At 69.8% G+C, this 21,356-nt stretch carries 19 protein-coding genes and 2 pseudogenes; 5 read left to right on the plus strand and 16 right to left on the minus strand.

Annotated features, from left to right (window positions below; genetic code table 11):
• Window positions 1–14: 14 nt before the first annotated feature.
• On the minus strand, window positions 15–872 hold the full coding sequence (locus tag GP2_RS22105; protein ID WP_006900283.1) for an FAD/NAD(P)-binding protein: 858 nt from the start codon (window positions 870–872) through the stop codon (window positions 15–17).
• Window positions 863–1,483 carry an FAD/NAD(P)-binding protein gene (locus tag GP2_RS22110; protein WP_006900284.1) on the minus strand — a complete coding sequence of 207 codons (621 nt, stop codon included), beginning with the start codon at window positions 1,481–1,483 and terminating at the stop codon, window positions 863–865. Before GP2_RS22110 ends, GP2_RS22105 begins: the two co-directional genes overlap by 10 nt.
• Window positions 1,484–1,675: 192 nt before the next feature.
• Here GP2_RS22110 and GP2_RS09500 point away from each other — a divergent pair, with 192 nt between their 5' ends.
• Window positions 1,676–3,247, plus strand: a complete 1,572-nt coding sequence (locus tag GP2_RS09500; RefSeq protein WP_006900285.1) for a hypothetical protein — start codon at window positions 1,676–1,678, stop codon at window positions 3,245–3,247.
• Window positions 3,248–3,307: 60 nt separating this feature from the next.
• On the opposite strand, the pseudogene GP2_RS09505 reads toward GP2_RS09500, so the two are convergent.
• A pseudogene (locus GP2_RS09505) lies at window positions 3,308–3,692 on the minus strand (polysaccharide deacetylase family protein); the annotation flags it as partial.
• A gap of 294 nt (window positions 3,693–3,986) precedes the next feature.
• Here GP2_RS09505 and GP2_RS09510 point away from each other — a divergent pair.
• Complete coding sequence (locus tag GP2_RS09510) at window positions 3,987–4,955, plus strand: alpha/beta hydrolase family protein (protein WP_006900287.1); 969 nt, start codon at window positions 3,987–3,989, stop codon at window positions 4,953–4,955.
• A 36-nt stretch (window positions 4,956–4,991) separates the two neighbouring features.
• Here the strand turns inward: GP2_RS09510 and GP2_RS09515 are convergent.
• Window positions 4,992–6,028 (minus strand): annotated as a pseudogene (locus GP2_RS09515) (cupin domain-containing protein).
• Between the two features lie 224 nt (window positions 6,029–6,252).
• Between GP2_RS09515 and GP2_RS09520 the strand changes: the two are divergent.
• Window positions 6,253–7,053 carry an SDR family oxidoreductase gene (locus GP2_RS09520; protein WP_006900289.1) on the plus strand — a complete coding sequence of 267 codons (801 nt, stop codon included), beginning with the start codon at window positions 6,253–6,255 and terminating at the stop codon, window positions 7,051–7,053.
• A 13-nt stretch (window positions 7,054–7,066) separates the two neighbouring features.
• Here the strand turns inward: GP2_RS09520 and GP2_RS09525 are convergent, their stop codons facing one another.
• The 10 genes from GP2_RS09525 to GP2_RS09560 all read right to left on the minus strand — a co-directional run bounded on the left by GP2_RS09525 (window position 7,067) and on the right by GP2_RS09560 (window position 17,244).
• On the minus strand, window positions 7,067–8,026 hold the full coding sequence (locus tag GP2_RS09525) for a phosphotriesterase family protein (RefSeq protein ID WP_006900290.1): 960 nt from the start codon (window positions 8,024–8,026) through the stop codon (window positions 7,067–7,069).
• Window positions 8,027–8,155: 129 nt separating this feature from the next.
• On the minus strand, window positions 8,156–9,454 hold the full coding sequence (locus tag GP2_RS09530; protein ID WP_006900291.1) for a TY-Chap domain-containing protein: 1,299 nt from the start codon (window positions 9,452–9,454) through the stop codon (window positions 8,156–8,158).
• Between the two features lie 173 nt (window positions 9,455–9,627).
• Entirely contained in the window at window positions 9,628–10,233 is a 606-nt protein-coding gene (locus GP2_RS09535) for a hypothetical protein (protein ID WP_006900292.1), read from the minus strand.
• Window positions 10,234–10,607: 374 nt separating this feature from the next.
• Window positions 10,608–11,777: a TY-Chap domain-containing protein gene (locus GP2_RS09540; protein WP_006900293.1), complete on the minus strand. Its 1,170-nt coding sequence runs from the start codon at window positions 11,775–11,777 to the stop codon at window positions 10,608–10,610.
• A 310-nt stretch (window positions 11,778–12,087) separates the two neighbouring features.
• Window positions 12,088–12,417 carry a hypothetical protein gene (locus tag GP2_RS22400; RefSeq protein ID WP_006900294.1) on the minus strand — a complete coding sequence of 110 codons (330 nt, stop codon included), beginning with the start codon at window positions 12,415–12,417 and terminating at the stop codon, window positions 12,088–12,090.
• A 113-nt stretch (window positions 12,418–12,530) separates the two neighbouring features.
• Complete coding sequence (locus GP2_RS22405) at window positions 12,531–13,565, minus strand: DUF6777 domain-containing protein (protein WP_006900295.1); 1,035 nt, start codon at window positions 13,563–13,565, stop codon at window positions 12,531–12,533.
• 60 nt (window positions 13,566–13,625) lie between these two features.
• Entirely contained in the window at window positions 13,626–13,808 is a 183-nt protein-coding gene (locus GP2_RS22410) for a hypothetical protein (RefSeq protein ID WP_006900296.1), read from the minus strand.
• Between the two features lie 242 nt (window positions 13,809–14,050).
• The gene (locus GP2_RS09550; protein WP_006900297.1) at window positions 14,051–15,556 is read right to left on the minus strand and encodes a flavin-containing monooxygenase; all 1,506 of its coding nucleotides are present in this window, start codon (window positions 15,554–15,556) and stop codon (window positions 14,051–14,053) included.
• Between the two features lie 346 nt (window positions 15,557–15,902).
• Complete coding sequence (locus GP2_RS09555; protein ID WP_006900298.1) at window positions 15,903–16,559, minus strand: fasciclin domain-containing protein; 657 nt, start codon at window positions 16,557–16,559, stop codon at window positions 15,903–15,905.
• A 109-nt stretch (window positions 16,560–16,668) separates the two neighbouring features.
• Entirely contained in the window at window positions 16,669–17,244 is a 576-nt protein-coding gene (locus GP2_RS09560) for a mycothiol transferase (RefSeq protein WP_006900299.1), read from the minus strand.
• Between the two features lie 176 nt (window positions 17,245–17,420).
• Between GP2_RS09560 and GP2_RS09565 the strand changes: the two genes are divergently transcribed.
• Window positions 17,421–18,038, plus strand: a complete 618-nt coding sequence (locus GP2_RS09565; protein WP_040526699.1) for a pyridoxamine 5'-phosphate oxidase family protein — start codon at window positions 17,421–17,423, stop codon at window positions 18,036–18,038.
• Window positions 18,039–18,246: 208 nt separating this feature from the next.
• Here the strand turns inward: GP2_RS09565 and GP2_RS09570 are convergent, their stop codons facing one another.
• Window positions 18,247–19,860 (minus strand): AMP-binding protein, encoded by a 1,614-nt coding sequence (locus tag GP2_RS09570; protein ID WP_006900301.1) that lies wholly within the window; start codon window positions 19,858–19,860, stop codon window positions 18,247–18,249.
• 94 nt (window positions 19,861–19,954) lie between these two features.
• Between GP2_RS09570 and GP2_RS09575 the strand changes: the two genes are divergently transcribed.
• Complete coding sequence (locus GP2_RS09575; protein WP_006900302.1) at window positions 19,955–20,761, plus strand: helix-turn-helix transcriptional regulator; 807 nt, start codon at window positions 19,955–19,957, stop codon at window positions 20,759–20,761.
• Between the two features lie 282 nt (window positions 20,762–21,043).
• Here the strand turns inward: GP2_RS09575 and GP2_RS09580 are convergent, their stop codons facing one another.
• Complete coding sequence (locus GP2_RS09580) at window positions 21,044–21,319, minus strand: DUF7218 family protein (protein WP_006900303.1); 276 nt, start codon at window positions 21,317–21,319, stop codon at window positions 21,044–21,046.
• Between the last annotated feature and the right edge of the window lie 37 nt (window positions 21,320–21,356).

The raw sequence follows: 21,356 nt of genomic DNA on the forward strand, positions 1-21,356 counted from the left end.
CGTGGCGGAGTCCCTCAGCGACGCCCGTCGCTGAGGGACTCCGCCACGTCGCGCGCCTGCTCCCGGATCTCCGGGACCGCGGTGGTCTCCCACAACTCACCTCGGCGCAGCGAGCCGAGCGCCCAGATCGGTCCGGGCCGCCCGTCGGCGTCGAGCACTTGCCCGCCGTCGGTGAGCAGGCCGAGCCCGAGGGCGTCGGTCCTGGCCAGGTCGTTGGCGAACAGGGAGTCGAGCACCGGGTTTCCCAGGCGCCGCAGATCGGACTGCGGCCCGGTGCAGTTGACGACCCACGAATGGGTGCGCACGTCGTCGGCGGTGCGAATCGTGATGCCGTCGGGTCCCGGCTCGACGCCGGTGATGCGTCCGGCGCGAATCACCAGGCGTCCCGCCGCACGCGCCTCGTCGACGAGGACGCCGCTCGACGGCGGCATCCGGTGCCGGTGGATTCCCCAGCGCCCGGCCAGTTCTCGGACGAACAGGGTGCGATCGTCGTGGCCCAGCCGGCCCCACAGCTCGGCGACCCGGTAACGCACCCCGTCGACGCCGGGCCGCCAGTTGCCCAGGAGCCGCTCGACCCTCGCGACATGGGTGGCGACCGCGGCCCGGATCTCGTCGAGGCTCTCGCCCCAGGTCGCGATGTCGGGGACGACCTCGCCGAGGTAGCGGTCGGCGTGCCTGCGGGGCAGGCGCCCGTTGCGGGAGATCGCCTCCACACGACGGTCGGCGCCGGACCTCAGCAGGCTGATCGCGACATCGACCATGGTGAGGCCGGTGCCGATGACGAGCACGTCGCCGTCGTCGGCCAGCACCTCGTCGAGGGCACCCGGCCGCCACGGGTCGCCGACATAGCGGGGTTGATCGCTCAGTCGCACGGCGACCACCCGTCGCCGACGCCGGGGAGTCCGGTCGCCAGGACCAGGCGGTCGCCGACGACGGCCGAACCGTCGGCAGTGGTCACCCGGACGCCGGATGCGTCGACGGATATCCCGGTCGCGGTGGAGCGCACGTGCGTGACCCGCAACCGGTCGCCGGTGGCGGCACGGGCCTCGTCGAGCCGGGTGCGCAGGTACCGCGCCCAGCGGTTCCGGGGCGCGAAGAAGTACGTTGCATCGTCGGGGGACGTCAGGCCCTCGTCGACGCACCACGTCACGAAGTCGAAGCGCTCGCCGGGCACCACCGACATCCCCGACGCGGGCACGTTGAGCAGGTGCGCGGCGTCGGCCGTCCCGAACGCGGGGCCCGACACGGGGTCGAGCGGGTCCACGACCGTGACGTCGACGGACGGCCGGTCGCCGCCGCTGCCGGCGGTGTTGCTGTTGCCGGCGGTGTTGCTGTTGCCGGCGCTGCCGGCGGCGACGAGTCGGGCGATATGGAAGACCACGAGCGATCCGGCGGCACCGGCGCCCACCACGACGATACGGAGAGGTCCGCTCCCGGCGGTGGGGGCCGAAGCCGACGGGTGGGCGGTGCTGCGTGCGGACACCGATTCTTCATACCGGCGGGCGGGTGCGGGCACGGGGCCGGGGAGTGATCGTCGCGCCTGTGGCGACAGCGTGCTCGTCGGGGAAATGTGGCCGTATTTCATACCGACAATTCCGGGACGAGAATGTCCGGGAGAAAGTCAGATTCGTGAAGCCCTGAACGATTTGCCGCATAAGTCGGTTAATGTTCGGCAATGCGCATCGGAAAGTTGCATTCGCGGCCGTCGGTTCGTCTTTCTGCCGCAGGCCTGGCGTTGGCCGCGGCCGCGACCCTCACCGTCACCGAGACCGGGGCCGCCGACGCCGCACCCGTCGTCGACCCGACCGCCGGAAAGGTCGTCGCACACAGCGGGTTCGACGTCAGGCGCGACGGGTTCTCCTTCGAGAACTGGGGAGACAACGGTCCGCTGCACCGGCGGGGCCTCACCATCGACGGTATGCGTGCGGTGTTCGGCGACGAGGTGTGCGCCCGCATCGTGCTCGGCATCTGTTCCCCGACCACGGTCTCCGAGCTCGTGCAAGACGTGTACAACGACATGATGACCGGCGGCCACTGCTACGGCATGGCCGCCCTGGCAGGTCTCTACGCCACCAAACGCCTCGACAAGTTCCCGTTGGCGATGCCCTGGCAGACCGTCTACAGCATGCCGCCGTCGGCGCCGCTGGACGAGCTGATCGCCCGCATGTTCGTCACCCAGGGTTTCCCGCCCAGCGACCAGTACGAGGACGGGGTCGGCGTCTCGGAGGCGCTGAGCAAGCTCCGGGCGGCCTGGAAACGCAACGACAACTACATCCTGGCCGTGTACACCGACGACGAGCGCACCGCGGGGCATGCGATCAATCCGATCGCCATCCGCGACCTGCGTGACGGCAAGTACGGGATCGTGGTCTACGACAACAACTTCCCGGGCCAGGAGAAGATGGTCGTCGTCGATCCCGCCGCCGACACCTGGTACTACTCGACGGCCACCAACCCGTCGGAGCCGACACTGCTGTTCCAGGGATCGCAGAAGAACAGGTTGATCCTGATCCCGGTGGCCTCGGCGCTCGCCCGCCACCACGACCCCGACCTGAGCAGCGACGACACGTTCGTCATGGTGACCGACACCAACGGCGGCGCCCGAGGCGCGGGTGACGTCGACTGGAAGGTCCGGGTGACCGACCTGTCGGGCAACCCCATCCGCGGGGTCGAACAGCGAGTGCTGCTCAACAACGACAACGCGGCGCAGTTCACGGTGCCGGCCGGCAAGAAATTCCGGGTCGTCGTCGACGGCGTCGAGGCCGGGAAGACCGCGGACATCCGGGCCGTGGCGATGAGCGCCGGCGGCGCGGTCGGCGTCGGCGACCTCGAGGTCCCCTCCGGGGCCACGGCGGCTCTCGACATCGACCCGGTGCGCCACTCGGTCCGGGTGACCTCCTCGGCCCCGACGACCGCCGACTTCGAGGTGGCGACGGAGGATTCGCTGCGCTCGGTCTCGGTGGACACCTCGCAACTGGCGATCGGTCCCGGTTCCGCGGTCTCCGTCGGCGCGAACTCCCTGACGGGTGTCACCTTGCAGACGCAGGGACGCGCCCAGAAGGTCTCGATCGCCGTGGAGCGCAGCGACACCATCGCCGACCGGAACGCCGTCACGCGGGCCCCGATCACCCTGCGGCCGGGGGCGAAGGTCGATGTCCCGGTGAACCTGTGGACCGGCTGGAACCCGATCGCCGCCACGGTGCGCGCGGGCAATTCCACCACGATCGTGCCGCTGACGATGAAGTGAGGCCGTCGCGCCGGGGGGACGCGCCGGGTGAGGGTCGGCGACGACGACGTGCCGGGTGGCCTATCGGTGGGCGTCCACCGCCACCGGCGCCATCGACCGCCACTTCTTGAGGACCGCGGGGTCCTGCAGCTCCATCCACGCGATGACGTCCTGGTGCGTCGCGCAGATGACGTCCGGCTTGGTGCAGGCACGCTTCATGAACGCGGCGGTCGCGGGGTTGAAGGCGTTGCCGTTCCACGTGTTCAGATGGTTGGCGATGACCAGTGGGGCACGATTGCCCTCGTAGGCGCGCCGGAGCATGTTTCTGTCGCTGCTTGAGCGCCGGCGACCACACATAGGGCACCGGGAACTCCCAGATGCCGTTGATCTTGGTCGGCCAGTACACGCCCGGCCGGGATGCCGGCATCGACGAATCCCAGGTCATGTCGAAGGCGCGCAGGGCGGGTCGGCGGCGGCGGAGGGGCCGGCGAGGTGCTGGTCTGGATGCTCGGGGTCGACTCGCTGACGACCGAATGGGCCGATGTCGCACAGCCGGCGAGAAACAGAGAGAGAACCGCGGCGACGGCAGTTGTTGCGATCGTCCGCGTGTCGCGCATACTGATCAATCGAGTTTCCCCTGGTATTGCGTTCGCTTTACCTTAGGTGTGCAGACGGAAACGGCCTGTTGGCCGGAGAGGCAGGCACGGATTTGTTCTCCTCGTTGACATTTCGCAGATCTCGACGTGATCGCCGCCCGTCGGTGGCCTACGGCGTCGTGGGCGCGGTGTCGCTCGCGCTTCTCGGACTGACCGCATGTGGGGGCGAGGACCCGGCGCCGGCCGCGCCTCGCGCCGGGGATTCGGCCGCCGCGAACCCCACGACCTCGGAAAAGGTCGAGGTCCTCGACGAGGTGACCGTCCAGCGCATCCAGTACCCGACCGAGGACGCCGACCCGGAGCAGAACTGGGCCGACCTGTACCTGCCGGCCGGTGAGCAGCGGGTGGACTCGATCCCGCTGGTGGTGCTGATCCACGGCGGCGCCTGGCAGAGCCAGCTGGGTGCGCAGATCTTCGAGCCGCTGGCGCGCGACCTCGCCGGCCGCGGGATGGCCGTGTACAACGTCGAATACCGCCGCGTCGGGTCCGGCGGCGGGTGGCCGACGACGTTCCGCGATGTCGCCAATGCCCTGGACCACGTCGTCGCCGTCGACCGCCGTTTCCCGCAGCTGACCACCGACGACGAGCTCGTGGTCGGGCACAGCGCCGGCGCTCAGCTCGCCGTGTGGGGAGGCACCCGGCACAAGCTGGAGGACGACGAGGTCGGTTCGCGGCCGGCCTTCCGGCCGACGCGCGTGGTCTCGCTCGCCGGGCCGCTCGACATGGTGTACGCCGCCACCCACGGCGACGACCGCATCGTGAAGGTCCTCGGCGGGACGCCGAAACAGGTTCCCGACCGGTACACCTCGGTCGACCCGATCCAGAACATCGACCCCGACACCCCGGTCATCGCCATCCACGGCACCGCCGATCGGATGGTGTCGCCGGAGAACTCGCGCCGCTACGTCGCCGCCGTGCAGAAGAAGGGCGGCGAGGCGAAGGCCGTGCTGATCCCGAACGGCGACCACGGGTCCGTGGTCACCTCGACCGCGCCCGAGTACCCGAAGGTCCTCGACATCATCACCGATGCGTCGGCGGCCGACATCGACGACGTCGACGACGTCCAGGGGTGAGTGCGGCGGCCCGCCCACGGGACCGCCGGTTCACCGTCATCTGTTGCGGCGCTGCACGATCAGCGGGTCGATCGGGGTGAACGGGAACTCGGGCAGCTCCCGTTCCGGGATGTCGAACGTGGCGGCGAGGACTTCGCGGGAGAACGCGCTCGCGGTCGCGCGGTAGCCGAATGTCGCCGGGTGTGGGCCGATCGAAGAAGATGACGAAGTGGAAGCCCTCGGCGCCGAGCACCTCGATGTGGTGGGGGTAGGCGCGCGGCACGAAATACACGTCGCCCGGGTGCAGTTCGTAGTCGTCGCACGTCAGGTCCGGGGCGAGGACGCGCATCCGAGCCGCCCCGCTGACCACGTATCCCATCTCCGCGGTGACCGGATGCCAGTGCGGTTCGCGCATGCCGTCGTCGGCGATTCGCAGCGAGTACATGGAGATGTCGTCGAGCGCCGCCCAGAACTGCCGGCGGGCCAGGTGCGCCGAGCCGTAGGCGTAGGACAGCGGCGCGTTCTGCCCCTCGACGTCGAACAGATGGGCGTTGGGCAGCCGATCGGTCACCGTGGGTGTGGTGCCGCTGCGCCGGGACACGATCTGTTCGGCCGGTGGCCGCGCGAAGGCGGAGAACGCCGACGCCGGCAGGTCGTAGGTGTTGCCCAGTACCGCGTCGGTCATCGCGGACATGCTGTCCCGCAATGAGAAGTGATGGGGGCGTTCGCTCCTCAGCGCGAGGACGATCTCGGCCGTCTCGTCGCCGACGTTCTCGATGTGATAGACCGCGCCGGACGGCACGTGGTACATCTGCCCGGGCTCCACGATGAACGAGCTGAACTCGTCGACGTCGCCGAGCATCGCGACGAGCACCTGTCCGCGGACCACGTAGGCGAGTTGGTTGGCGTCGACGTTCCACTGCGGTTCCCGCATCGCCCCCCGGACGCAGCACGATCCGCTTCGCCGAGAGGCGGCGCAGGATCGGGAGCGTCTCCGCGTCGACGACCTGCACACTGCCCAGGTCGTTCTCGAAGGCCGGGGCGGCGCGACCCAGAGACGTGGTGTGGGGAGAGGTCGAGGTCGGACCCGTCATCGGGCCAGTGTGACACCGCCATACGATCTCCGGCCCGGATTCGGGCAGATCGGCGCTGATCAGCACGGGTTCGGGCACGCCGGCTCGCAGCTCGTGCCCCGCGTCGGAAGCGCTCGCCGGGCGGAACCGAACATCAACCGACCGACCGTTCGCTCGGCCCGGTGGCAGCGGGCCCGGAGGAGTCTGGTAGGTCTGTACAGAACCGAACGATCGAGGGAGAGCGCATGGACGTCGCGGGCAAGGTCGCCATCGTCACCGGTGGTGGAGGCGGAATCGGTGGTGCGCTCGCACGCGCACTGGTGGAAGCGGGCGCGAAGGTCGTGGTCACCGACCTCGACGCCCCGTCGGCACAGCAGGTGGCCGACTCGCTCGGCGAGTCCGCGGTCGCGATCGCGGGCGACGCCTCCAGCGACGAGCACATCGACGCGACGGTCCGCCTCGCCGAGAAGGAGTTCGGCCCGGTCGACATGTACTTCGCGAACGCGGGCATCGGCCGCGGCGGCGGCCTCGACACCGACGAGTCGCTGTGGGATCTCGTGCTCGACGTCAACCTGCGCAGCCACGTCCGCGCGGCGCGGCGCCTGGTTCCCGAGTGGATCGAGCGGGGGAGCGGCTACTTCGTCAGCACCGCCTCCGCCGCCGGCCTGCTCACCCAGATCGGCAACGTGCCCTACTCGGTGACCAAGCACGCCTCGGTCGGTTTCGCGGAGTGGCTCAACATCACCCACGGCGACGACGGTGTGCGCGTCAGCTGCCTGTGCCCGATGGGCGTCGACACCAAACTGCTGCGGCCGGAGGCCGAAGAGGTCAACCCCGACCAGCAGTTGATGCAGAAGGCCGTGGAGACCGCTGGCGCGGTGCTCACCACGGACGAGGTCGCCGCGATCGTGCTCGAGGCCGTCGCCGAGGAGCGGTTCCTCATCCTGCCGCATCCCGAGGTGCTCGACATGTACCGGCAGAAGGGCGCCGACTACGACCGCTGGCTGCGCGGCATGCGCCGTTACCAGCGCTCGCTGAAGGGGTAGCCCGCTCGCGGTCCTAGTCGAAGTAGCGGCGCGGGACGTCGACGAGCATCGTCGTGATGTCGGCGTCGGAGACCCCGCGCTCGCGCAGGGCGGGCAGCACGTCCTCGCTGATGTGGCGGTAGTTCCACTTCGGCAGCGCCGCGACCTTGGCGTCGTGGTCGAACCAGTCGATGAAGCACGACGCGTCGTGGGCCAGCGCCATCCGGTCGGCGTAGCCGCGCCGGCAGAGCTCGGCGACGGTGTCGACTCGATTCTCGAACGGCAGCAACAGGTCCAGGCCGAAGCGGTCCATCCCGAGGATCGATCCGGCGTCGGCCAGCTTCATCAGGTAGTCGAGGTCGACGCTGTCGCCGGAGTGCCCGATGACCACCTTGGTGAGATCCGCGCCCTCCTCGGCGAGGATCTTCTGGGCGACGAGTCCGGACTGCGTGTGCGGATTTGTGTGCACGGTGATCGGTGCCCCTGTCTCGGCGCTGGTCCGCCCGACCGCGCGCATCACCCGCTCGACGCCGGGCGTCAGCCCCTGCTCCTCGATCGCGCACTTGAGGAACGCCGCGCGCACGCCGGTGTCGGCGATGCCCTCGGTGAGGTCCTTGGTGAACAGGGTGACCAGCGGTTCGGGGACGTCGAACAGCAGTCCGGGGCCGGCGTAGTGGAACTGGAACGGGATGTCGTTGTAGGTGTACAGCCCGGTCGCGACCACGATGTTCAGCTCGACCTGCTCGGCGATCCGCTGTATCCGCGGGATGTAGCGGCCGAGACCGAGCACGGTCGGATCGAGGATCGTGTCGATACCCAGCTGCTCGAGCTCGGTCAGGGCGGTCACGGCCTCGGCGACCTTCTCGTCCTCGTCCCAGTCGTCCTGATAGTTCTGCCGGAACTCCTCGCCCACGATGAAGATGTGCTCGTGGACCAGGACCTTCCCGAGGTCTGCGGAGTCGATCGGTCCGGTCACGGTCTGGACGGTGGCCATCGGTCGTGAACCTCCTCGGCGAGACGCGTCGTCGCGATACCCGTTGCGCCGAACCCTAGTGGAACCACACGCGCGCGGGGCGGCTTTCGTGATCGCCGCGACGACGGTTGCCGGACAGGGGAATCCGCGTCAGATGAGCTCCATCGCACTGAGCAGCAGCTGTGCCACCTCGGCGTAGGCGCGGTGCTCGGCGATGCAGGCCGCGATCTCCTCCTCGCCGAGCTCGTTCTTCCGGGCGGCCTCGAGATTGTCCATCCATTCGCGCATCTCGGCGGCGCAGATGTCGAAGTACTCGTAGACGCGGTGGGGATCGCGCCGGCAGGCGGCGAGGATCGTGTTCGTCGTCAGCGGGGAGTTCGGGTTGTTGCGCTTCGATTCGACCAGCAGGCGCAGCACGATGGGCAGCTCCTCGCCCCGGCACCGCACCGCGGCATGCCGGCCGCCCTCGATCCGCTCGATCATCTCGGTCCGTGCGGTCTGCACGAACCTCTCCCAGTGGCGCAGCGCCGCTTCGAGATTGACGGGACTGAACACCGCGACGTCGAGGAGTCGCTGCGCGTAGACGAGGCCGTTTTTCACGACCACCGAGATCTCCGGCCAGCGCGGCGAGAACTCGGTGACGAGCAGCCCCAGCACCGACGGCGGCGGGACCGACGAACTGAGGATGGTGACGATCTCCAGGGCCTTCAGGTTGTGTGCGGGACGCATGAGGGTGGTCACCGACGTACGCAGGGAGATCGTGTTGCGGGGACTGATCACCACCGGCCGGCCCGCCGCCTCCATCGCCGCGCGGACCAGTTCGACGAGGTGCTTCTTGGACCTGGGCACGACCCCGCTGTCGACCGGTCCGTCGGAGGGCCGGGGCAGGGGCTGGAATCGGATCGTGTCGGCGGTGGGTGACTCCGGGTCGAGGGCGTGTGCTCCGCCACGCCGGGCCTCGCGGGCGATGGCGCCGGTGTCGACGGGACCGGTGGCCTCCGGGTCGGTGGCCTCCAGATCGGGGGTCGGCGTCAACTGGTGCCGGGCATAGGACGGATCCCCGATGCTCACGAAGGTCGGGTGGATGACGCCCCACACATCGCGCAGCGCGCGCACCGCCGCCCGCGCGAGGTCGCCGTGGACCCGTGTGTCGACCTCGTAGCAGAACGAGCTGCGGCCCTCGAGGCGGCACCAGCCGCGGTCGACGATGTGGGTCGCCTGACGCATCCACCGGTCCTTGTCGGTCCATGTCAGGTCGCCCGCGGAGATGGTGCACCGGAGCCGGTCGGGACCCGCGACGGCGAAGGTCATACGCCGACGCCAACCGCCGGCGGCGGCCTCCATCACGGTGAGGGTCTGTCCGGGGACGAGCTGGAGGACGCGATCGGCCAGGGTGTCGGTGAAGTCCCGCCATGCCGCTTCGACGACGGCATCGAAATCGGGGGACATCCGTGCTCCTCGTTGTGTGTGGTCTTCGGCGCTTCCGGGCTTTTCGTGGCTTCCGGGGCTTCTCGGCGATCGGTGTCCGGCGGGTCGAACGCCGTCCGGCACACGCGTGGAAACCGAATACTACGACGCCTTCCTGACACCCACGTGAGATCCGCGGAGGGCCCCGACCCTCGTCAGATGGGCGACGAGAGCATCGGTGTCTCACTGTAGGTGGGATGCCACCGGAGGCGGTGGGCGTCGTAGTCCGTCGAGGTCAGCGGGTGGTGCCGAGGGGACCCGCCGGTGAGCTCGCGCCACGTGGCCGAGTTCACGACCAGGACGGCGCCGGAGCGCGAGAGCGACGGTTGCCAGGTGTCGGGCGACTCCAGCGGCCCGAGCACCCGCGAGGGGGTGGCCCGCGGCACGGCTCGCATCCGTTCGGCCCGCGAGATGTCACACAGCACGCAGTCCGGGCGGTCGGCGGCGTGGTGTCGCCGTCGGGCCCACGCCTCGGCGCGCATCGGCGTGACGGTGAACTGAAGGAGGTGCCCCTGGGATGCGGCGTCCGGGCCGACGTGGACGGACGGCGGGACGAACTGACGAAGATCTCCGTACGGGCGGCGGTGCGTGGCGAGTGCCTGCTGCGTCGGCACCTCGATGTAGTCGTCGGCGTCGAAGTCGGGTTCGCCGGTGAACGGCGTGCCGGTGATGGCGTTGACGCCGTCGACGCCGATCATGACCAGGAACGGGTGCAGGTGCGGGGAGGAGAAATCGATCCACATCGCCTCCGACTGCCACATCGGGAGCACCGCGTCGGCGTCGCCGGTGGGGGAACCCTGTGCCAGGGGCAGCGTGGTGTCGGAGGTGAGCCGGGAGGTCGTCGAGATCGGCCGTGCGCGGCGTGCGCCGGAACGTCACGTGCAGGCGGGCGTCGGAACCGAGATCCGGGAACGCGAACGTGAGGGCTCGTCGGTCGGTGATGAGGGTCATGCGATCCTCCGATCGGTGACGCGTGGTCGCCACGAGGCCGGTTCCCTACCGATATAGCGGAATCGACGCGCCCCGGTCCGGGCTCCGGACCGGAATCGTCCGTGCGGACTACCTCAGCGGATGGACGACGCCGGGCGATCGGTCACCGGGGGGATCGCCCGTCGTGGGCCCACCCCACCGGCCGTCACTTGGTGGAGGGCCGACGATCGGGTGCGTCGTCGGAGAGCACGACGACGCGCAGCGCCGCGCGGAGGTTGTGCGTCGTCGCCCGCCAGGCGTCGGCCTCGTGACGGCAGGCGTCGGCCTCGGCGGAATCGGCCGCCGCTGCGGCGTCGACCGCGGAGCGACGCCACGTGAGGTACTGCTCCTCGCAGGTGTGGATGTAGGACAGGATGTCGGCCTGGCTGTACCGGCAGATCTTGGCGACCTCCCGGGCACTCAGCGATCGGCCGTCGGGGTCGAGTTCGAGGAGTGTCTGCAGCGCGTCCGGGAGCCGCTCGTCGGTCTCGGCCCGGACCGGCTCGGTCTGCGTGATCTGCTCGATGATCTTCGGCGCGCAGTCGGCGAGGAAGCTGAACCACTCGGCGAGAGACGCGCTCAGGTTGTGCGGGTGGTAGACGGCGCACTCGAGCGTGAGCGTCGCGAACACCTCGTCGTTGAGCAGGTGCAGGCGCACCGCCGACCCCATGGTCGGCTGCGCGGCCACGATGTCGGCGGCATGCCGGGTGTCGGCGATGTCGCCGGCCAGGCGTGCGAAGAACTCCAGACGAGGCGAGTCCGATCGCGGGCTCAGCCACGACGACACCGGCTTGGTCGGCAGGGCGATGTCGCCGTCGGCGTCGGTTCGGATCTCGCAGCCGGTCAGGTCCTCCAGAGAGCTGACGAGGAGCGCGCGCAGGTGATCGATGTCGTGTGGCTGGACCGCGACCTCGATCTGCGGCTCGGCCCGCGCCGAGGGCGAGTGGTCGAGGAAGGCCGGGTGGACGACCTCCCAGACCCGGCGGAGGGTGGCCACCGCGACGTGGGCGAGTTCGTCCACGCGGCGCCGGCCCACCTCGTAGATGTGGGTGCCGTTGCGCAGTCGCCGCCAGCCGAGTTCGTCGAGCATCTGCAGATGCTCGGTGAAGTACTCCTCGGTCGGGTGCAGGTCGGAGTCGCGGATCGTGCACCGCAGGCGGTTGGCCCCGGTGACGGTGAACGTGAGCCTGCCGTGGGGACCCTCGGGGATGTCGGGATCCTGCTGGATGGTCAGGGTCGAGCCGGGCTCGAGCCCGGAGAGGCGGTCGCCGACATGGTGCTGGAAACGCCGCCAGGAGTCGTCGATGTTCGAGTCCACGGTGAAGTCGGGCGTCATGCGACTTCCTTTCTCCTGCGCGGGTGGTGCGGGTTCGCGCAGTGCTGCGGGGTGTGTGCGGGCGCCGCAGGGGAGCGGCGGTGTGTCGGGGCGTCGATGCGATTCCTCGGGGATGGGGCGCACGATGGCCGACGGGCGAAGCTGCCTCGTGTTCAGGTTAGGTGACCGGGACGACATCGTCGGTCGGTTGATCAGACCCGAACGATGATCCTCTGATCGAACGGTACCCCGGTGTCGGGCTTACGTCCGAGTCAGAAAACGGTTCTCCCGGGCGCCGGGGAAGAACCGCAGCTCACGGGCGGTGCGCCGCTCAGTTCGAGGGGTCCGCAGGAGGGGAATCCGCGGGAGGTTCCGGCGCCGCGGGGGACTCGGGTGCGGGTGCCTCGGACGTCGACGGCATCTCGGACGTCGGCGGTGTCTCGGAGGTGGCGGGGGATTCCGCAGGGGTCTCCTCCGGAGCCGGGGCCTCCTCGGTCCCCGCGGGCGGGGGCGTCGTCGTGGTGACCGCCGGCAGCGGGACGATCCACGATGCTGCCACGACCGCCACGGGTTGCGCACCCGCCGGCCCCGACAGGGTGAGCGTCCAGACGCCGCCCGGATCGGTCGCGGCCAGGACCGCAGGGCGGAGCAGCGCCGACATGTCGACGGTTTGCGGGACCCCGTCGCCACAGGTGAGCGTGACCGTCCCGGTCCCGTCCGCGGGGACGGTGCAGCCGACGGACGCCCCGGCGTCGCGGAACTCGAAGCTCCCGATCAGGTCGCCGGTTCCGCTGAAGGCGGTCGGGGTGGGCGCCGGCGGTGCTCCCGAGGCCGAGGGCGCGCCGGGAACCTCCGAACCACCGGGAACGGACCCGGCGGCCGGGCTCTGGGGTGCCGACGGCTCGGCACCCGGGGCGCCGCTCTCGGCGCCGGCCGCGGGAGCCGAGGGGTCGGTGCCATCGGCACCGGAGGCCGGGACATCGGACTCGGGCGCGCCGACCGGCAGCCCACCGTCCTCGACGGACCGCTGCTCGACGGCCGGTGCGGCGGCCGGGTTGTGCGCCGCGGCGAGGCCGTTGCGTTCGGCGTCGTCCTCGGTCTCGGCCGCGAACGGGTGTTCAGCGACGCCGGCGTCGGCAGCGGCTCGGTCAGCGGAGGCAGCCCGGAGAGGTCGAGTGATCCGCCGGCCGGCAGCTCGACGAGGAGTCCGGTCAGGAAGTTCAGCACCTGCAGGACCGGCGCGCCCGGCGCGGGGGCCGGGGCGCCGGGCACGAGCGTCGTCGTGCCGGCGACGTCGGTGACGTGCTGATCGGCATAGGCGACACGGGTCACCGAGCGGGTCTGGTAGCTGGGCCACGGCTGCCCTTCGAGTCGGTATCCGCCGATCGGGGCGGCCGCCGGCGGGGCCAGCGGATTGCTGCACGAGCAGACCGCGCGCGGCACGCCGGCGGCGTCGACGTAGACGGCGGTGCCCCGCTGCAGGATCGCCTGGAACGGATTGGCGCGGCCCGAGGCGAAGGTGTGGTTGGTGACCCAGGTGTCGGCGGTGAGGACCACCGGGGTCAGCGTGTTGAGGTAGTAGGGGATCGACGCGGTGCTGATCCCGAAGACACCGGCCCAGGCCGCTGCGGCGGCGGGATCGGCCATCAGGCGGTTGCTGAGTGCGGCGGTGTCGCAGGCGGCCGAGTCGCCCGTCGCGTAGAGCCCGGGTTCGGTGCCGTTGACCGCGCGGCCGCCCATGTCGGGCGCCCCGACGTTCGCGGTCAGCGCGACGTTGCCCGGGAGTTCTCCGGCGCCGGCGGCGACCACGGGGTCGGTGAACGGGGCGATCCCGGGATCGTTGGCGGCGGTGAGGGTCAGCCCCGGGATCTAGATGTCACCCTTGCGGGCCTTGACCACGAAGACGATTCCCGCCGCAAGCACGAGGGCCAGCACGACGACGACCGCGGCGAGGGCGATCGTCAGAGTGCGCCGGTTGTCGGGCTGCGGACCGTTCGCAGCGAACGGCGCGGTGAAGTCGGGCGGGGTCGGGGGACCGGGCGGATGGGTCATGGCACGAACTCCTCCTGCCGATGCGCCGGGCGTCACGGCCCGATCATGGCGAGCGGAGCGGCCCGCTCGGCCCAAGTATCAGCAGGTGGTCGGCACCCGGCAAGCGCTGACCAGCGAGAATCATCCGATCGGACGTACGCCGCGGCCGGCCGGGCCACGGACCTTGCCGCGGTGGCGGCGACCGGTGCCGCGGCGCGACCGAGCCGCAGGCGTCAGAACCGCGGGTGTCGGATCCGCGGGTGTCAGACGCGACCGAAGACCATGGAGTCCTCGACCTTGCCGAGGTGGTGGTCGATGGCGTCGCGGTAGTAGTTGTGCCGTACCTTCCAGTGGCCGCGCGTGCCCGACTTGGGGAGCGCGTCCGGCGACCGCTCCACGTAGCCGGCCTTGAGATCCCACAGCGGTTGCGCCGGCATCGGCTCCGGACCGAGATGCGGATAGGCGTGTGTGTAGCCGTTCTCCCGCATGTACCGGACCAGGTTCGCCACCGCGCGCGCGGTCATGTCGGCGCGCAGCGTCCACGACGCGTTCGTGTAGCCCACCGACCAGGCGAGGTTGGGGACGTCCTCGAGCAGGTGGCTCTTGAACACGAACCGGTCGTGGGGCTTGACCTCGTCGCCGTCGACGCGGAGTCGCGTGCCGCCGAAGCCGAGCAGTTGCAGGCCGGTCGCGGTGACGATGATGTCGGCGTCGAGATGCCGGCCCGAGGCCAGTCGGATGCCGGTCTCGTCGAAGCGGTCGATGTGGTCGGTGACCATCTCGATCGAGCCCTCGGTGATCCCGTTGAACAGATCCGCATCGGGCACCAGGCACATCCGCTGGTCCCACGGGTTGTAGGTCGGGTTGAAGTGCACGTCGATCGGATAGTCGTCGGGCAGGTTGGCGGCGACGTTGAGACGCAGCAGTTTGCGCCCGAGCTTCGGGAACTTGTGGGTCAGGTGCACGATCGCCGCGGTCTGCGTCGAGTAGCGGAATCGGATCGCCTGGTGGGCGGCCTTGGGCGGCAGGACCTTCTTGAGGAACGGCGCGAGGTACTGCTTCTGCTTCGAGGAGAAGATGTAGGACGGCGAGCGCTGCAGCATCGTCACGTGCGCGGCCTGCTCGGCCAGGTTCGGGACGAGGCTGACCGCGGTCGCCCCGCTGCCGATGACGATGATCCGCTTGCCGCGGTAGTCGAGGTCCTCCGGCCAGTGCTGGGGATGCACGATCGTGCCGCTGAAATCCTCGGCGCCGGCGAACCGCGGCGTGTACGGGTTGTCGTAGTCGTAGTAGCCGGTGGCAAAGACGACGAACCGGCTGCGGTGGGTCTCGCGGCGCTTGCCCTCGCCCTCGCCGACCTCGACGTCGAACGTCCAGGTGTCGGTCGTCGAATCCCAGTCGGCGCCCAGGACATGCCGGGAGAACCGGATGTGGTCGGTGATGCCGTACTTGTCGGCGGTGTGCTCGATGTAGTCCCGGATGTCGGCGCCCTCGGCGAGCGCCGCGACCTTCGGCCACGGCTCGAACGGGTAACTGAGCGAGTAGATGTCGCTGTCGGACCGCACACCGGGGTAGCGGAAGAGGTCCCAGGTGCCGCCGATCCGCTCCCGGCGTTCGAGGATCAGGTAGTCGACGTCGGGGTTCTCTTCGCGAAGGCGGTATGCGCAGTCGATGCCGGAGAGTCCGGCGCCGATGATGATGACGTCCCGCAGTGGGGTCTCGGGCTTCTCGCCGGACCGGGTGTCGTCGATGGCGTCGATCTCGGTCACGCGGACCTCCTCGCCTCGGTGGGGTGGCTCGGTGGTCATCATGCAACAAACGTTGCCCGGTGTGAACGGAATCACTTCGAAAGGTCGCGGGCACGAGGTCGCGGCCGTCGGCGTGCGGGTGGGGAACGTGCGATGACGCGAGAAAGCCGGCTCCCGGGTTCCGCGACGTCGCGGGGCCGGAGAGCCGGCAGGTCTCGCCGATCAGGTCCGTCGGCGTGGGTGCATCGGTGCGTCATCCCGACTTCGGAGAATGTGCTCTTCCGCGTTCGGGGCCTGACCGGATGCGATCGGTTGGTACCCGCCCGGTGGGCGGGTCAAACCTGTTCGGGGATAGTCGGGGTCGGCGTCACTCCGCCGGCGGCATGAGCACGGCGTCGATCAGGTACACCTGAGCGTTGGAGGTGGTGACCCCACCGCAGACGATGCCGGCGTCGTTGACCTTCAGGTTGTCGCCCTCGCCGCTGACGGTGAGCTTCTGGCCCTCGAGGGTGGTGTGCTCGCCGAGCGCCTTGTCGGGGGTCGCCTGGCCGTCGACCACGTGGTAGGTGAGGATCTTGGTGAGCAGGTCCGTGTCGGTCTTCAGCTGCTCGACGGTCTCCGGCGGCAGCTTCGCGAAGGCGTCGTCGGTCGGCGCGAAGACGGTGTACTCGCCGGTGTTCAGCGTCTCGACGAGGTTCACGTCCGGGTTCAGCTTGCCGGAGAGCGCCGCGGTCAGGGTGGTGAGCTCGGGGTTGTTCGACGCGGCGGTGGCGACCGGCACGGTGGCCATGCCGGCGATCGAGGCCGGTCCGGTGGGGTTGGCCTCGGCGTAGGCGGCGCAGCCGGGACCGACGAGGTTCGCGGCCGGATCGGCGGCGGTCTCGCTCATCGAGGTCATCCCGCTTGCCGCGCTGGTGGTCGTGGTGGACGAGTCGGTGTCGTCGCTCGAGCATCCGGCGATCACGCCGACGGCGAGGACCAGACCGGTCACCGCTCCGGCCACACGGGGAACACGCTTGATCATCGTTGATCCTTGTCTCTTGGAGAGGTTCGGCTGTGCGGGTACGCCCAGCCTCACAAGCGCATTCGCCGCCGTGTCCGAACCGGATGGGTGACCGGCCGACGGGAGCGGATCAGCTCTGTTCCCACCACTCGCCCTCGGCCCAGGCCTGCCCTTCGGAGATGGCGCCCATCGTGGTCTGGCCGTCGAGCGCCTCGCGGATGATGTCGGCGTGTCCGCAGTGGTGGGCGGTCTCGCGGAGGAGGTTCAGGATCATCGTCCGGATGCTCGCCCACTCGTGCTCCGGCTGCCACGGCGCCGTCGGTTGCGGGATGAGGTCGTCGAGGTCGGCGGCCTCGGCGATCACCCGGTCGAAGCCGGCCGCGTTGCGTTCGTAGGCCTCCAGCCATCCGTCGAGCGTCTCGTCGGTGCCGAGTTCGTATTCGCCCGCCAGGCGGCTCATGTCGAACTCGGCGTTCTCGTCCCGTTCGACGATGACGCGTGCGGCGTTCTCCTCGCCGCGGGCGAGGTGCTTGACGAGGGCTCCGATGGTCAGGGCGCTGACCGTGGTCTGCTTGCGCGCCTGGTCGTCGGTCAGGTTCCGGGCGGCGACCCTCAGCATGTTCCGCTGGTCCTGCAGGAGCGTCAGCAGTTCGCGCTTCTCGCCGCTGACGTCGACGCCGAGTTCGGGGGTGGTGTAGGTGGCCATGGTGTGCTCCCTGAGGTGGTGTTCTGGCTGGTGAATGCCACGCTACGAGCCAACGGGGACATCTTCGGTCCTCGTTCTCCTCTGTTCTCCCCGTGAACCATTTGCGTCCGGAAATGGGCCTGACGGTTGGTGAAATCCGTTTGCGGGGCGAGCTTTTCGCGTCGACAATGCACTCCATGACCTCAGTGCTGAACGCCCTCACCCGGAAACCCGACCGCGCGGGTGACCGCGCCATGCTCGACGCCCTGCTCGACGAGGTGAAGGTCGGCACGCTCAGCACGGTCGTCGACGGGCTTCCCTGGTCGGTCCCGATGCTCTTCGCGCGCGACGGCGACGCCATCCTGCTGCACGGCTCCACCGGTGCCGGGGCATTGCGGCATGTGGCCGCCGGGGCACCGGTCACCTTCACCGTGTTCGCGATGGACGGACTCGTGGTGGCGGACAGCCTGTTCGATCACTCCGCCAACTACCGGTCGGCGGTCGTGCGGGGGGCGCTCGAACCCGCCGACGACGCGAAGGCGGTCCTCGAGGTGTTGTCGGACAAGCTGATCCCGGGCCGCGTCGCCGAGGTGCGGGACATGACGTCCAAGGAGCTCGCGGCGACGATGGCGCTACGACTCCCGATCGTCGACGGGCAGTGGATCGTGAAGGGGCGCCAGGGCGGCCCGAGTTCGCCGTCGACGGAGTGGACGGGCGTGGTGCCGATGCGGACCGTGTACGACCCGCCGGTCACGCACTCCGGCGAGACGCCGCCGGATTCGGTGCTGGCGCTGGTGGATTCGACGAGACGATAGAGCACTCGGCCGGCGGACCTCAGGGGGGGCACGGTCCGCCGGCCGAGTCGTTCGCGTCATTGCGAACCTCGGTCGAGACACCCGGAAGGGCCGGTTTGCGACTACCCGGCCGGGGTGTTCGACGAGTGACGCGGCCCGCGGGTGGGGGCTCTCGGCGAGCCGCGTGTCAAGGTGCCGTGCCCCGGGATCGCCGGGGCACGGCAGGTTCTCATCCCTTGCGCAGCACGAATCGCTGGATCTTGCCGCTGGGGGTCTTCGGCAGGGCGTCGACGAAGTGCACCGTGCGCGGGTAGGCGTGGGCGGCGAACTCGGTCTTGACCAGCTGCTGCAGTTCCTTCTCGAGCTCTTCGGTGCCCTCGACGCCGTCGGCGAGGACGACGAACGCCTCGATGACCTCGCCGCGCAGCTCGTCGGGACGACCGACCACCGCCACGTCGACGACCGACGGATGGGTGATGAGCACGCTCTCCACGTCGAACGGGCCGATCCGGTAGCCGGCCATGATGATCACGTCGTCGTCGCGTGCGTTGAAGTAGTAGCGGCCGGACTCGTCGGCGCGACCGGTGTCGCCGGTCAGGTACCAGCGTCCGTCCTCGGTGAACCGCGCGGCGGTCTTGTCCGGGGCGTCGAGATAGCCGGAGAACCACATCAGAGGGCTCGCCGCGACCTCGATGGCGATCTGGCCGTCGACGATGCCGGTGGCGAAGCCCGGCATCGGCTTGCCCATCGAACCGGGGACGAGCTCCTCGCGGACGTCGTCGTGCCAGTGGTTGTTGATGAACATGCCGTGCTCGGTCTGCCCGTAGTGGTCGCGGACCTCGGTGCCGAGGGCCTCCTTGGCCCAGCCGATCACGTCGGGGGTCAGCGGCTCGCCGGCCGACGACGCGCGGCGCAGGGTGAAGCCGGAGATCCGCGGGTCCTTGCTGAGCGAGCGGTAGACGGTGGGTGCGGCGGCGAAGTTGGTGACGCCGAGGTCGCCGAGGATCTGCGCGGTCAGCTCGGGGGAGAAGCCCGCGTGCAGCAGCAGGTTCCGTCGACCGGTGACCAGCGGTCCGAGGACGCCGTAGTAGAGGCCGTAGGCCCAGCCCGGGTCGGCGGCGTTCCAGAACACGTCGTCCTCGCGCACGTCGAGGCCGTAGTGCATGTAGGCCTCGAACGAGGCGAGCGCCTTCAGCGGCACCGGCACGCCCTTGGGGGCGCCGGTGGTCCCGCTGGTGAACAGCAGGATCAGCGCGCCGTCGCCGCCGACGGCGACCGACTCGGAGACCGGCTCGTGCGAGCTGATCAGGTCCTCGAACCGCAGTGCCGAATCCGGCCCGCTCGCCTCGCTCCCGGCGGCGGAGCCGGCGACGATCTTCTCGATGCCGTCGACCCCGTCGAGCTTGGCCGCCTGGCTCGGCTCGGTGATGACGACCTTCGCGTTGCCCGACCGCAGGCGCGTCTCGATGGCGGGGGTGGCGAACGCGGTGAACAGCGGGATGTAGACCGCGCCGAGGCGGGCGATGGCCAGCAGCGAGACGACGAGCTCCTCGCGCTTGCCCATCAGGACGCCGACGGTGTCGCCGCGGCCCACGCCCAGCTCGGCGAGGGCGGCCGCGAAGCGCTTGGAGCGCTCGGCCAGCTCGCCGTAGGTGATGTCGGTGGTGATCGGCTTCGGCGCCGCATCTGCGTCGGCCGAGTCCTCGACCTCGATCACGGTGAACGCGACCGCGTCGGGATCGTGACGATCGACGAGGAGCGCAGCGGCATCGGCGTCGGCGGCGCCGTAGATTCCCAACCAACGGTCGATCATGTCGGTCGGGGACAGGGTGGCCTGTGTCATCGTGAACCTCGCTGTGAACTGGGTAAGCTGGATCACAGTGTGACCAGCCCTGTGAGGCCCTACCACCCTCCGAAGAGGGGGAGAGCGAGGTGAGATGCCCGAGAAGGTGAACGGCATCGTCGCCGACGCCATCCGTCGCGTGCGTACCTCGAGCGGGGTGCCGTTGGCGTTCGCGGGGGTGGTCACCGGTCCGACGACCCTGCGGCTGCAGCACTTCGTCGGTCAGCACGTGGGCGCGCTGAGCGGACTGTCGGTCGACGTCGGACACGGTCTGGGCGGCAAGGTCGTCGCCCTGAACAGGCTCCTCGCCGTCGACGACTACCTGCGCACCCCGCAGATCACCCACCGCTACAACACGCTCATCGAGCGCGAGGGACTGCGGGCGGTCATGGCCGCACCGGTCATCGTCGACCGCTCGCCGGTCGCGGTGATCTACGGGGCGATGCACACGCCGACGCCGATCGGCGGACGCATGCTCGACGCCCTCGCGAGTGAGGCGCGAGCGGTCGAGCAGGAGATCGTGGCCGCCCGGGCGCGGATGGAACACGCCGCTGAGGGCGAGAACGAGATGCGCGACCGCATGACCGCGGCGTTCGCCCGGCTGCGCGACCTGGCCGGCACGGTCGACGACGCGCGCATCGCCGAAGAACTCGAGGCCATCACCCGGGTGCTGATCGCGGGAGAGGAACCCGCAGAGGAGCCCACGGTCGAACTCACCGGACGGGAGCAGGACGTGCTGTCGCTGGCCGCACTCGGGTATCCCAACGCGCGCATCGCCGAGACGCTGGGCATCACCGTCCACACGGTCAAGGGCTACATGAAGGACGCGATGCGCAAGCTGGGCGCGTCGTCGAGGCTCGAGGCCGTCGTGACCGCCCGCCGATCGGGCCTACTGCCCTGACCCTCCGGCGATTCGTAGCGAACAACGGGTCATGGCGCGTGTTCCTTCTACGATCGCCGTGTCGGAGATCACGTCGGCGGCATCGGAATAGATCCGGCGCGGGTGCCGTTGACAGACCCGACGGTGGCGGATTCAAGCCCCGGGCCTCACCCCTTCGCCGCTTCGAGCGGCCACTCGCCGAGAGGCGCATTGACCGGCATCGTCCACACGTACCGAAGCCGCCGACCCCACAAGGGACGGCGGCTTCGGTCTTCGTGTGGATCCGGATGAGTGCGTTCCGGCTCAGTGGTTACGCAGCTTCTCGATCAACTCGTCCTTCTTCAGATCCGAGTAGCCGCTGATGTCGAGCTCCTTGGCCCGCTTCTTCAACTCGTCGACGGTCCAGTCCTCGTAGGAGCCCGAGGTGCCGCCGCTGTGGCCCACCTCCGACCGTGAGCTGTTGGCCGCCGCGTTGGCGATGCGTGCGGACTTCTCCTTCGAGTTGCCCTCGTCGCGCAGCTTCTCGTACAGCTCGTCGTCCTTGACCGACGGGCCGGGGTCGCGCTTCTTCTCCGCCATGGTCGCCTCCTTCGATTCGACGACGGTCCACGTCTGT

This window comes from Gordonia paraffinivorans NBRC 108238 (genome assembly GCF_000344155.1).
Classification (GTDB): Bacteria; Actinomycetota; Actinomycetes; order Mycobacteriales; family Mycobacteriaceae; genus Gordonia; species Gordonia paraffinivorans.

Bases quoted from the DNA above. Each gene is read 5' to 3' on its own strand.
- GP2_RS09500 (WP_006900285.1), top strand. From the start codon at position 1,676: ATGCGCATCGGAAAGTTGCATTCGCGGCCGTCGGTTCGTCTTTCTGCC.
- GP2_RS09520 (WP_006900289.1), top strand. From the start codon at position 6,253: ATGGACGTCGCGGGCAAGGTCGCCATCGTCACCGGTGGTGGAGGCGGA.
- GP2_RS09525 (WP_006900290.1), bottom strand. From the start codon at position 8,026: ATGGCCACCGTCCAGACCGTGACCGGACCGATCGACTCCGCAGACCTC.
- GP2_RS09530 (WP_006900291.1), bottom strand. From the start codon at position 9,454: ATGTCCCCCGATTTCGATGCCGTCGTCGAAGCGGCATGGCGGGACTTC.
- GP2_RS09535 (WP_006900292.1), bottom strand. From the start codon at position 10,233: ATGTGGCAGTCGGAGGCGATGTGGATCGATTTCTCCTCCCCGCACCTG.
- GP2_RS09540 (WP_006900293.1), bottom strand. From the start codon at position 11,777: ATGACGCCCGACTTCACCGTGGACTCGAACATCGACGACTCCTGGCGG.
- GP2_RS22400 (WP_006900294.1), bottom strand. From the start codon at position 12,417: ATGTCGGCGCTGCTCCGCCCTGCGGTCCTGGCCGCGACCGATCCGGGC.
- GP2_RS22410 (WP_006900296.1), bottom strand. From the start codon at position 13,808: ATGACCCATCCGCCCGGTCCCCCGACCCCGCCCGACTTCACCGCGCCG.
- GP2_RS09555 (WP_006900298.1), bottom strand. From the start codon at position 16,559: ATGATCAAGCGTGTTCCCCGTGTGGCCGGAGCGGTGACCGGTCTGGTC.
- GP2_RS09560 (WP_006900299.1), bottom strand. From the start codon at position 17,244: ATGGCCACCTACACCACCCCCGAACTCGGCGTCGACGTCAGCGGCGAG.
- GP2_RS09565 (WP_040526699.1), top strand. From the start codon at position 17,421: ATGACCTCAGTGCTGAACGCCCTCACCCGGAAACCCGACCGCGCGGGT.
- GP2_RS09570 (WP_006900301.1), bottom strand. From the start codon at position 19,860: ATGACACAGGCCACCCTGTCCCCGACCGACATGATCGACCGTTGGTTG.
- GP2_RS09575 (WP_006900302.1), top strand. From the start codon at position 19,955: ATGCCCGAGAAGGTGAACGGCATCGTCGCCGACGCCATCCGTCGCGTG.
- GP2_RS09580 (WP_006900303.1), bottom strand. From the start codon at position 21,319: ATGGCGGAGAAGAAGCGCGACCCCGGCCCGTCGGTCAAGGACGACGAG.